Source organism: Methylobacterium tarhaniae (assembly GCF_001043955.1).
GTDB classification, from domain to species: Bacteria; Pseudomonadota; Alphaproteobacteria; order Rhizobiales; family Beijerinckiaceae; genus Methylobacterium; species Methylobacterium tarhaniae.
Genome location: NZ_LABZ01000166.1, coordinates 1 through 10,225 on the forward strand (window position 1 = coordinate 1; position 10,225 = coordinate 10,225).

The following is a 10,225-nucleotide window of genomic DNA, read 5'->3' on the forward strand; positions in this document are numbered from 1 at the left end:
CGAAGGCCCTGGCGCGCCAGGAGGCGGCCGGGCCGCTGCGGCCCCCGGCCGCCCCGCCCCCGGCCTCGGCCAGGAGGTCGCGCACGAGGCCGTCCAGGCCGTCCGAGCCGAGGGCGAGGGGGAACTCGGCCTTGGCCGAGGTCAGGTTCGGGCTCGGTCCGGCATGGTGGAGCGCGAGCAGGCGCCCCTCCGCGGCGGCCTTGCGGCGGGCCTCGACCCAGTCGCGCGCCTGGCCGACCTGGGCCGGCCCGGGATCGAGCAGGTCGCCGTCCAGGGAGACGACGACCCGCGCCCGGTCGAAGCGCCAGCGGGTCTCGAGCGGGCGGCCATGGGCGAGGCGGGCGCCCTGGTAGAGCGCGTCCCGTCCGGAGGGGTCCGAGACGTGCCAGCGCAGGCCTGGAAAATCCCGGCGCATCGCGGCGATCTGCGCGGCCAGCGAGGGCGAGGTCACCGGCCCGGTCAGAAGGTGGAGGCCGCGCCCGCCCTCCGCCGCCTTGAGCGCCGCGAAGCGCCCGGTCATCGCGGCGCGGAAGGCCTGCCAGGAGCTCGGCCGGCCGAGGGCTTGCGGCGTCTGGAGCCGGAACGGGTCGTAGAGCCCGAGCACCGAGGCCTGGCCGAACACGTCGGTGCCGCCGCGGCTCCAGGGGTGCTCGGCATTGCCCTCGATCTTCAGCGGGCGGCCGTTGCGGGTGGTGACGGTGATGCCATTGGCAAACCCGTCGATCAGGGCGGCGGAGGCGTAGGCGAGGGGCGCCCCCGGGACGATCCGCTCCGGCTGGCGGACATACGGCACCTCCTGCGCCCGCCCGTCCGGCTGGCCGCAGGCGGAAAGCCCGCTCATCGCGAAGGAGGCGGCCATCAGCTTGAGGAAGCCGCGCCGGTCCGGCGCCGCGGCGAGGCGGGCGGCGGCCGGGTACTCGGTGTCGAGGAAGGCGCGGAACTCGGGCGAATCCGCCACCGCGTCGAGGCTGCGCCAGAAGGCCGGGCCGTCGCCGCCCGCGAGGCGGGCGCGGAGCGAGGCGATGTCCCCGCTCATGACCGAGAGACCCCGCATGCGCTCATGACTGAGAGACCCCGCATTCGCTCATGACCGAGAGATCCCGCATGCGCTCATCGGTGGCAGATCCCGCATTCGGTCAGCCGCTCGCCGCCGCGGATACGGTACTGGCGCACCAGTTCGGGGCCGATCTCGGCCTGGTTCGCCGGCGGGCTCCAGGACATGTCGAGGATCTGGTCCTTCGGCCGCACGTATTTCTCGGGGTTGCGGTGGCAGTCGAGGCAGAAGCTCATCTCGAAGGCGTTGGCCCGGTAGGTGAGCTGCATGTCGGTGACGGCGCCGTGGCAGGTCGAGCAGCCGATGCCGTTGGTCACGTGGACCGAGTGGTTGTAGTAGACGTAGCCCGGCAGCTTGTTCAGGCGGGTCCAGACCAGGGGCTGGTCCTTGGCATAGCTCGCCCGCACCGGTTCCAGCATCTCCGAGCCGGACCAGATCTGGGTATGGCAGGTCATGCAGGTATGGGTCGGCGGGAGGCCGGCGGTGGCCTGGGTCTCGACCGTGGTGTGGCAGTAGCGGCAGTCGATCTTCAGCTCGCCCGAATGGTGCTTGTGGCTGAACGGCACCGGCTGGGCCGGCGCCACCCCGACGCCGGTGACGTAGGAGGAGCGCACCAGCCCCGCCCCGACCACCGGCAGCGCCGCCAGGCAGGCGGCGCCCGTCAGGAGCGCGAGGCGCAGGAGGGCGTCGGCGCCCGGCGCGAAGAGCTGGCGCACGGCGTCAGGTCCCGGACCGGACGGTCTGCGCCGGGCCGCCTCGGCCCGAGGCCGGAATCACGCTCTGCACGCCGCCCTCGTCATGCCGCCGCTCAGTTCGGAACGATCCCAGGCTAGGTGGCGCGGGGCTTGGCCACGGCCAGATGCCCCGGGGACACGAACATCAGGGTGCGACAGCGTGGCGTCCGTCCGGAGCGGGCGGCATTCGGGCGCCTCACGCCCCGGCGGCGAGGCCCCGCACCATCAGGGTCGCGCCTGTGCCGTAGCCGGGGGGAGGCGGCGCGGGGATCGGCCGGAAGCCGTGGCGGTGCCAGAAGCCGGCGGCATCGCCGACCGCGACCAGCACCGTCTCGGGCAGGCTCCGGCGCGCGGCCTCACGCAGCATCAGCCCGACGATCTCGGCCGCCGCGCCCCGCCCCCGCGCCTCGGGGAGCAGGGCGACGTCGTGGATGCACCAGGCGCCCGCCGGGTCCGGCAGGGCGCCGAGCAGGGTGTCGAGCGCGGGCACCGTCCTGGCCTGCCAGGGATGGCCGACGGCGTAGCCGAGCAGCGCATCCCCGGCCGCCAGGGCGAAGCAGCCCTCCGGGCACAGGTGCAGCCGCTCGGCCATCACCGCGTCGTCCTCCGGATAGTCCGGATGCACCAGGGCGGCGACGGCCGAGGCGGCGGTGAGGTCCGGCTCCCGGAGCGGTCGCCAGCGGAGGCTCGGATCGCTCAGCGGGCGGCCTCGACCTTGAAGGCCGGCGCGGCCTGGAGCTGTGCCTTGGTCAGCCGCACCTCGGCCTCCGCCACCGTGCCGTCGGGGCCCGTCGCCAGCACCGTGGCGCGGCCCCGGGGCTCGGGCGCCGCGACCGAGCCAGTGGCGTCGTCGACGGTGCCGCTGCGGCGGGCCGGCACGGCGGCGAGCGCCTGGTCGGTCACCTGGGCGCCCGGCATGGTCTCGGGGCCGGCGGTGCTCGCGGCGGCGTCGCTCGGGGCACGCTCGGGCGTGGTGTGGGAGGGCGGGGCCTCGGCCGCGGCGCCGCCGGTGTTCCAGGCCATCTTGTCGAAGGGCACCGCCACGGATTTCTGGCCGATGCCGAGGAAGCCGCCGACGCCGATCACCACCGCGCGCACGCGCCCGTCCTCGGTGAGGAGCACGTCCTCGATCTCGCCGACCCGGACATGGTCCATGCCGATCACCTTGACGCCGACCAGCTTCGAGGCCCGCAGGAAGCCGGGTTCCGGCCGGGACAGGAAGCCCGCCGCGGGATCGGGGCCGGCCGGCTGCTGGGCGAGCACGGGCGCGGCGGCCAGCAGGGCGGCGAGGGGCAGGGCGCTCAGGAGGGCGCGCGAAAGGGCGGTCATGACGGATCTCTATACGATACGGGCTCACGTCCTCAACGGGTCCGGGGCGCCACGGTTCACCAGCGCAGCCGGTCGATGACGCCGCCGACGGTCGCGCGCGCCGAGCCCGCCGCGGCGAACGCCCAGTCCCGTGCCCGGGCGATGACGCCGCGGGTGGTGCGCGCCCGCGCCTCGGCCTCCTGCGCCGCCAGCATCGCGTGAACGTAGGCGTCCTCCTGCGGCTTGCAGGCGGCGAGCGCGGCCCGCTGCGCCGCCCGCCGCTCCATGCCGAGGGGCTGGCCGGTGAAGGCCTGCCGCACGCAAGCGTGCCAGCGGGTCTCCAGGCCCGGAAGGTCCGCCTCCTCGGCGAGGGCCGGCCCGCCGGCGAAGGCGAGCAGCAGCGGCGCGAGGCCGGCAACCCGGCGGCGCGACCTCGCTGCCGAGGTCCCGACGGCCAAGGTCCCGACGGCCAAGGTCCCGACGGCCAAGGTCCTGATGGCCGAGATTCCTTCGGCCGCGATCCCTGCGGAATATCTCACGGCTGATCCCAAGAACGCGGGCCCGAAGCGCGGCAGCCCATTCGAAGCCAAGATCTCGGGCGGATTCGAGGCCGGAAACGACTTTGTGCGCTGGCGCACATCGGGCGCCGGGTCTTCGGCGCGGACGAGTGACGAATGTTGACATTCATCACTCGTCCGGTAGGTTGATGGACATGCGGCCGGGCCGGCCGCGACCTTCGGTTGAGCTCCGCCCCCTCGCTCCGCCAAAGGCCGTGAACGGCCCGGCCGTACCCGTTTTCCCGGCCCGGCTTTACGCAGGCCGGCGTTTCTGGCACCGCCCGCCCATGTCGCTGCGCGCCTGCCTCGTCCTCGCCCTGCTCTCCGGCCTCGCGGGCCTCGCCTTGCGCCTCGCCGTGCCGGTCACGCCGGTCGACCAGGATTACCGCGACGTGGTCGCGTTCTACCGCGCGATGCCGGCCGGCAGCGGGCACTGACCCGTCAGCCGATCTCCCGCCCCGCCGCCTCCGCCAGCGCGCGGAAGCGCTCGCCGGTCATGCCGAGCCCCCAGGCCTCGTAGAGCAGCCGCCCGCCATTCGGCAGCGTGTCGAACCGCTGGTCCGGCGCCTCGCGGAAGCGCTCGAGGGCGATCGGGAACTGGTTCAGGGTCGCGGCCTGGCTGGCATGGGCGGAAAAGAGCCCGGCCTTGAAGGCGCAATCCTCGGGATCGAGGTGGAGCGCGATCGCCCGCCGCGGCGGGTCGGCGGGCAGGAAGCTGCCGGCATCGAGCCCGTCCGGGCCGGCATGGTAGAACGGCATCTCGATCACCGCCAGGCGCTCGGGCCCGAGGAGCCGGCGGGCGCCCTGCAGGCTCAGCGCCACGGCGTCGTGGTCCGGGTGGCCGCCCTCGTAGGCGTGGGTCAGCGCCACCGTGATGCCGCGCGCGGTGAAGAGGTCCGCCAGCCGCCGGGCGAGCGGCGCGATGATCTCGGCGACGCCCTGGTCGGGATACGAGAGGGCGATGCGCCGCTCCGGCGCGATGCCCGCGAGGGTGAGGGCCGCATCCAGTTCACCTGCGCGGGCGGCCGCGTAGGACCCGTGGTCCGGGAAGCCGCGGCGCGCGGCGTCCCGGCCGTCGCGGGGGGCGCCATCGGTGACGTGGATCACGGTCAGGCCGGTCAGGCGCGGCAATTGCGCGCCGCAGCCGATGCTCTCGTCGTCCGGATGGGCGACCACGAGCGCGGCGCCCTGCGCCGCGACCGGCCCGCAGGCCGGATCCGCGAGGGCCGCCAGGAAGCGCTCGGCGGCCGGCGAGGTCGGGGCGATCGCCGTCATCGCGGTCCGATCGCCGGAAGCGGCCCGAGGGCCGGCCCGGGCCGGATCATCCCGGCATAGCGCCGGACCATCGCGGCGCAGAACTCGGCGAATTCCTCCTTCACCTGCGGCGGGCTGGTGTGGTGGGGGGCGATGCCCCGGTGCTCGGGGGTGAAGCAGAAGGTCACGGTCACGTCGAACTCCGCCAGGGCCTCCATCTGCCGGTCGAACCAGTCGAGGGCATCGGGCCGGAACGAATCGGCCCAGGACAGGCCGGTGCGCAGATACGTCACCCCGAGCCGCCGCATCCAGGCCACCGCCTCGTCCAGGCGGTGATCCTGATAGTGGAACCACTGGCACAGGCCCAGGGCCGGGGTGTGGCGGGCGAAGTGCTCCAGGGCGGGCTTCGGCGTGCCGTCCTCGCGCAGGAGCCCCATGTAGAAGTGCCGGTAATACGAGGAGCCCTCCGCCTCCCGGTGCCGGGTGGTGGCGCCCCAGGCCTGCGGCAGGTCGTAGAGGCTGTACCAGTGGATCCGCGGCGCCCGGCCGACCAGCAACTCGGCGGTGCGGTCGAGCCCGAAGACCTGCACCTCCTCGGCCCCGAAGGTCGAGACGCCGACCTCGGTGACCCAGATCGGCTTGTCCGTCACCGCCCGGATCTCGGCGAGCTTGGCCGGCCACTCGTTGATCTGCCACAGGTTCCAGTCGAGCGGGAAGCCGTGCACCGCCACCACGTCGACGTGGTCGAGGGCGCGCCGGCCGTCGAGCATCCGGATGAAGGACGGGTCGATCGGCGAGATGCCGCCCAGCACCGTCGGCAGGTGCGCCGCTTCCGCCTTCACCGCCCTCGCCGCGCAATCCAGCGTGTCGGCGAAGAGCGACCAGCCGGGATCGATCTCGGGATCCCAGTGCGACTTGTTGTTGGGCTCGTTCCAGATCATCGCCGCTTCGATCATGCCGGCCTCGTCGCAGAAAGGGCAGGGAATTGGGGGTGGGGAGTATGCGTGCCCGTCATGGCGGCAGGCCGGGCGCGGTGCAAGCCGTCCGCCGCTGGCCCAAGGCCCCGGAGCGGGCGTATCGTGGCCTCCGGTCACGGGCAGCGCGGCGAGCGGGCCGGATTCGGGGAGGATGCCATGCTTCGCATCGGTTTGCGCACGGCGCGGGGATTTCGGGCGGAGAGCGTTCCGGTCGAGCCGGTGCGGCGGGCGCTGCTGAAGGGTGCCTGCGCTTGCGCGGGCCTGGCCTTCCTGCCGCGGGCAGCCGCGGCGCAGGCCGGCGACAGCCCTGCGCCGGCCCCCGCCCGGCCCGTCCATGACGTCCTCGACGCGGCTGCCCGGGAGGTCGAGGCGGCGATGATCGCCTGGCGGCGGGACATCCACGCCAACCCGGAGCTCGGCGACGAGGAGCACCGCACCGCCGCCCTGGTGGCCAAGCACCTGCGCGGCCTCGGCTACGAGGTGCGCGAGGGCGTCGCCCGCACCGGGATCGTCGCCGTGCTGAAGGGCGGGGGCGGGCCCGGTCCGGTCGTGGCGCTCCGGGCCGACATGGATGCGCTGCCGGTCACCGAGGAGGTCGATCTGCCCTTCGCCTCGAAGGTCCGGACCGAGTGGGGCGGGCAGCAGGTCGGCGTGATGCATGCCTGCGGGCACGATTGCCACGTGGCGATCCTGATGGCGGCGGCCCAGGTTCTCGCAGGCCAGCGCGCCCGCCTGCCCGGCACGGTCAAGCTCCTGTTCCAGCCCGCCGAGGAGGGCGTGCCCCGGGACGCGGCGGCGGGCGCCAGGCTGATGGTGGAGGAGGGCGCCCTCGGCGATCCCAGGCCCGACCTGGTGTTCGGCCTCCACGTCATCAGCGCCCTGCCGACGGGCACGATCGGCTACCGGCCGGGCCCGACCCTGGCGGCGAGCGACCGCTTCACCCTCCGGGTCACCGGGCGCCAGACCCACGGCGCGATGCCGTGGAACGGCGTCGACCCGATCGTCATCGGGTCGGCGATCGTGACGGCGCTCCAGACCGTGGTCAGCCGCGAGACCGACATCGTGCGCAGTCCCGCGGTGCTCAGCGTCGGCATCTTCCGGGGCGGGGTGCGCAACAACATCATCCCGCAGACCGCCGAACTCGAAGGAACCCTGCGCACCTTCGGCGAGGCGCAGCGCGCCCGCATCCGGCGCCGGGTCGGCGAGATCGCCGAGTCGATCGCATCGGGCATGAACGGCAAGGCCGAGATCGCCTGGGACCGGAACGGCTACCCGCCGGTGGAGAACGATGCCGGCCTGACCGCCCGCTCCGCCCCGACCCTGGCGCGGCTCCTCGGCGACAAGGCGATGCGCATCGATCCCGTGATGGCGAGCGAGGATTTCTCGTATTTCTCGCGCGAGGTGCCGGGCTTCTACTACTTCGTCGGCATCACCCCGCCGGGCACCGATCCGGCCACGGCGGCGCCCAACCATTCGCCGCGCTTCCGCGTCGACGAGGCCGGGCTGATGACGGGCCTGCGCGCCACCCTGCACCTCGTGGCGGACGCGACCGGGATGGCGTGAGATGCATTGGAAGCATTCCGAAGAACAGCCGGCTTTCCCTGCGGCTTGACGGCCACGCAGACCTCGCTTGTGCGGCGACGCCTTGACGGCGATGCCGCACCTGCGAGATGACCACTCCCAAACCGAGAACCTCGCGACCCGTCGAACGCCTTCAGGATTCCTGGCACGATGAGCAACTTCAACGAAGAGCGCGTCCTGTCCGTCCATCACTGGACGGACTCGCTCTTCAGCTTCCGCACGACCCGCGACCCGTCGTTCCGCTTCCGCAACGGCGAGTTCACCATGATCGGCCTCAAGGGCGAGGGAGCCAAGCCGCTCCTGCGCGCCTACAGCGTGGTCAGCGCCAATTACGAGGACGAGCTGGAGTTCTTCTCCATCAAGGTGCCGAACGGCCCGCTCACCTCGAAGCTGCAGCACCTCAAGGTCGGCGACCCGATCGTGGTCAGCCGCAAGGCCACCGGCACCCTGGTGCTCGACAACCTGATGCCCGGCCGGCACCTCTACCTGCTCGGCACCGGCACCGGCCTCGCTCCCTTCCTGGCGATCATCAAGGACCCGGAGACCTACGAGCGCTTCGAGAAGGTCGTGCTCGTCCATGGCTGCCGCCACGTCCAGGAACTCGCCTACGGCGAGACGATCACCGAGACGCTGCCGCAGCACGAGCTGATCGGCGACATGGTCCGCGACCAGCTGGTCTACTACCCGACGGTGACCCGCGAGCCGTTCCGCAACCGCGGCCGCATCACCGACCTGATGAATTCTGGCAAGCTCTTCGCCGATATCGGCCTGCCGATGATGACGAAGGAGGCCGACCGCTTCATGCTCTGCGGCAGCCCCGACATGATCCGCGACACCCGCGACCTGCTCGCGGGCGCCGGCTACATCGAGGGCAACCACGGCGAGGCCGGCCACTACGTCATCGAGAAGGCCTTCGTCGAGAAGTAGCGGCGTGATACGCGGGATGCGCCCGGAGATCGTTCCTTGCGCATCCTGCTCATCAACCCCAACACCACCGCCGCCGTCACCGAGCAGGCGGCGGCGCATGTGCGGCAGATCCTCCATCGCGGGCTGATCCCGGCCGAGATCGTGCCGGCCACGGGCCGGTTCGGGGCGCGCTACATCGCCAGCCGCGCGGCCGCGGCGATCGCCGGCCACGCCGCCCTCGATGCCCTGGCGGCCAACGTCTCGGGGTGCGACGCGGTCTACCTCGCCTGCTTCGGCGATCCGGGGCTCCTCGCCCTGAAGGAGGTCTCGCCGGTGCCGGTCGTCGGCATGGCGGAGGGCGCCCTTCATCTCGCCTGCACCCGCGGACGACGCATCGGCATCGTCACCGGCGGCGTCCTGTGGAAGCCGATGCTGACCGAATTCGTAACGATGCTCGGCCTCGCCGAGCGCCTCGCCGGCATCCGCACCGTCGCGCCCACCGGCGGCGAGATCGCCCGCGACCCCGACGCCGCCCTCGCCCGCCTCGCCGCGGCCTGCCGCGATTGCGCCGAGATCGACGGGGCCGACGTGGTGGTGCTCGGCGGCGCGGCCCTTGCCGGCCTCGCCGAGCGGGTGCAGCCCGATGTGGACGTGCCGGTGATCTGCTCGGTCGAGGCCGGGGCGCGGGCGGTGGTCGCGGCGGCAGGGCTCGCCGGGGCGCGTGCGGTGCTGCCGGCGACCGAGAGCGTGGGCCTGTCGGAGGAGCTGGCGCGGTGGCTACGCGCCGCGAGCTGAGCGCCGGGAGAGGGAACGCGCCCGGCCGTGATGCGCCCCGCCCCGCTACCCCGGCACCATCCCCTCCGGCAGCCCGATCGCGTGGCCGGCGATATCTCCGGCCCGGGTGATCCACACCGCGTCCCGATGCTGCGCGAGATGCGCCAGCGCTTGCCGCAGCGGCCGCAGGCGATGCGGCTGGCCGACGAGGTAGGGGTGGAGCGCGATGCCCATCACCAGGGGCGCGGCGGAGGCCGCCGCACGCATCTCCTCGAAGGTGTCGACGATCATCTCGGCGAACTGTGACCCCGAATCCTTGCGCCCGACGATGGAGGGAATGTCGTTCAGCTCCTGCGGGTAGGGCACCGAGAGGATGCGCCCGCCGCCGCGGGTCGAGAACCAGGTCGGCTGGTCGTCGTGGCACCAGTCGAGGAGGTAGCGGTAGCCGGCCTCCGTCAGCAGGTCCGGGGTCGTGCGGCTCTGCGAGATCCAGGGGCCGAGCCAGCCCGCCGGCGCCCGGCCCTCCTCGCGGGTCAGGACCGCCGTGGCCTCCGCGATCAGCGCCCGCTCCTCGGCCTCCGGCAGGGTGCCCTGGCGCTCGGCATTGGTGCGGCCGTGCCCCACCACCTCGTCGCCGCGGGCGCGGAAGACGTCCATCAGGCCCGGGCACTCGGCGTAGATGCGGCTGTTGACCAGTACCGAAGCCGGCAGGGCGAGTTCGTCGAACAGCTCGGCGAGGCGAAACACCCCGACGCGGTTGCCCCAGTCGCGCCAGGCATAGTTCAGCACGTCCGGCTGCGGCCCGCCCGGCGCCAGCTCGGCCCCGAGGCCGCTGCCGAACTCGAAGCACTCGACGTTGAGGGCGACGTAGACCGCGAGCCGCTTTCCGCCGGGCCAGTCGTAGGCGGGACGGCGCGGCAGCGCGCTGTAGGCGTAGCGCCCGTGCGGGTGTCCTTGCGGGCGGGCCTCGTCGCTCATCCGTGTCTCCGTGGTCCGGCTCAAGGCTGCTTGGCTCAAGGTTGCTTGGCGGGCGGGGGCGCCTCCGCCCGCCAAGCAACCTTGAGCCAAGCAGCCTTGAGC

12 protein-coding genes are annotated in these 10,225 nt (G+C 73.2%); 4 read left to right on the forward strand and 8 right to left on the reverse strand.

Going from position 1 to position 10,225, the window contains the following annotated elements:
* The 5 genes from VQ03_RS21940 to VQ03_RS21960 form a co-directional block, all read right to left on the reverse strand.
* A partial coding sequence (locus VQ03_RS21940; RefSeq protein WP_157064201.1) for a TAT-variant-translocated molybdopterin oxidoreductase occupies positions 1 to 1,036 on the reverse strand: 1,036 nt, incomplete at its 3' end.
* Positions 1,037 to 1,110: 74 nt separating this feature from the next.
* Positions 1,111 to 1,770: a cytochrome c3 family protein gene (locus VQ03_RS21945; RefSeq protein WP_048453040.1), complete on the reverse strand. Its 660-nt coding sequence runs from the start codon at positions 1,768 to 1,770 to the stop codon at positions 1,111 to 1,113.
* Between the two features lie 214 nt (positions 1,771 to 1,984).
* Complete coding sequence (locus VQ03_RS21950) at positions 1,985 to 2,413, reverse strand: GNAT family N-acetyltransferase (protein ID WP_053078694.1); 429 nt, start codon at positions 2,411 to 2,413, stop codon at positions 1,985 to 1,987.
* Between the two features lie 71 nt (positions 2,414 to 2,484).
* Positions 2,485 to 3,117, reverse strand: a complete 633-nt coding sequence (locus VQ03_RS21955) for a PRC-barrel domain-containing protein (protein ID WP_048453041.1) — start codon at positions 3,115 to 3,117, stop codon at positions 2,485 to 2,487.
* A 56-nt stretch (positions 3,118 to 3,173) separates the two neighbouring features.
* Positions 3,174 to 3,635, reverse strand: a complete 462-nt coding sequence (locus VQ03_RS21960; protein WP_157064202.1) for a hypothetical protein — start codon at positions 3,633 to 3,635, stop codon at positions 3,174 to 3,176.
* 305 nt (positions 3,636 to 3,940) lie between these two features.
* On the opposite strand from VQ03_RS21960, the gene VQ03_RS33890 reads away from it, so the two are divergent.
* The gene (locus VQ03_RS33890) at positions 3,941 to 4,090 is read left to right on the forward strand and encodes a hypothetical protein (RefSeq protein ID WP_167376118.1); all 150 of its coding nucleotides are present in this window, start codon (positions 3,941 to 3,943) and stop codon (positions 4,088 to 4,090) included.
* 4 nt (positions 4,091 to 4,094) lie between these two features.
* Here VQ03_RS33890 and VQ03_RS21965 read toward each other — a convergent pair whose 3' ends face one another.
* Together VQ03_RS21965 and VQ03_RS21970 are read right to left on the reverse strand one after the other, a co-directional pair.
* On the reverse strand, positions 4,095 to 4,928 hold the full coding sequence (locus tag VQ03_RS21965) for a PIG-L deacetylase family protein (RefSeq protein WP_048453042.1): 834 nt from the start codon (positions 4,926 to 4,928) through the stop codon (positions 4,095 to 4,097).
* Positions 4,925 to 5,863 (reverse strand): glycoside hydrolase 5 family protein, encoded by a 939-nt coding sequence (locus VQ03_RS21970; RefSeq protein ID WP_048453043.1) that lies wholly within the window; start codon positions 5,861 to 5,863, stop codon positions 4,925 to 4,927. Before VQ03_RS21970 ends, VQ03_RS21965 begins: the two co-directional genes overlap by 4 nt.
* 177 nt (positions 5,864 to 6,040) lie before the next feature.
* On the opposite strand from VQ03_RS21970, the gene VQ03_RS21975 reads away from it, so the two are divergent.
* From VQ03_RS21975 to VQ03_RS21985, 3 genes are all read left to right on the forward strand, one after another.
* Positions 6,041 to 7,447, forward strand: a complete 1,407-nt coding sequence (locus tag VQ03_RS21975; protein WP_083468150.1) for an amidohydrolase — start codon at positions 6,041 to 6,043, stop codon at positions 7,445 to 7,447.
* Positions 7,448 to 7,615: 168 nt separating this feature from the next.
* The gene (locus tag VQ03_RS21980; protein WP_048453044.1) at positions 7,616 to 8,392 is read left to right on the forward strand and encodes a ferredoxin--NADP reductase; all 777 of its coding nucleotides are present in this window, start codon (positions 7,616 to 7,618) and stop codon (positions 8,390 to 8,392) included.
* 36 nt (positions 8,393 to 8,428) lie between these two features.
* Positions 8,429 to 9,166 carry an aspartate/glutamate racemase family protein gene (locus VQ03_RS21985; RefSeq protein WP_048453045.1) on the forward strand — a complete coding sequence of 246 codons (738 nt, stop codon included), beginning with the start codon at positions 8,429 to 8,431 and terminating at the stop codon, positions 9,164 to 9,166.
* Between the two features lie 45 nt (positions 9,167 to 9,211).
* Here VQ03_RS21985 and VQ03_RS21990 read toward each other — a convergent pair whose 3' ends face one another.
* Complete coding sequence (locus VQ03_RS21990; RefSeq protein ID WP_048453046.1) at positions 9,212 to 10,123, reverse strand: polysaccharide deacetylase family protein; 912 nt, start codon at positions 10,121 to 10,123, stop codon at positions 9,212 to 9,214.
* Positions 10,124 to 10,225: the final 102 nt, after the last annotated feature.

What these genes read in the sequence shown, in the direction of transcription:
- VQ03_RS21955 (WP_048453041.1), bottom strand. Translation starts at nt 3,117, where the DNA reads ATGACCGCCCTTTCGCGCGCCCTCCTGAGCGCCCTGCCCCTCGCCGCC.
- VQ03_RS33890 (WP_167376118.1), top strand. Translation starts at nt 3,941, where the DNA reads ATGTCGCTGCGCGCCTGCCTCGTCCTCGCCCTGCTCTCCGGCCTCGCG.
- VQ03_RS21965 (WP_048453042.1), bottom strand. Translation starts at nt 4,928, where the DNA reads ATGACGGCGATCGCCCCGACCTCGCCGGCCGCCGAGCGCTTCCTGGCG.
- VQ03_RS21970 (WP_048453043.1), bottom strand. Translation starts at nt 5,863, where the DNA reads ATGATCGAAGCGGCGATGATCTGGAACGAGCCCAACAACAAGTCGCAC.
- VQ03_RS21975 (WP_083468150.1), top strand. Translation starts at nt 6,041, where the DNA reads ATGCTTCGCATCGGTTTGCGCACGGCGCGGGGATTTCGGGCGGAGAGC.
- VQ03_RS21980 (WP_048453044.1), top strand. Translation starts at nt 7,616, where the DNA reads ATGAGCAACTTCAACGAAGAGCGCGTCCTGTCCGTCCATCACTGGACG.
- VQ03_RS21990 (WP_048453046.1), bottom strand. Translation starts at nt 10,123, where the DNA reads ATGAGCGACGAGGCCCGCCCGCAAGGACACCCGCACGGGCGCTACGCC.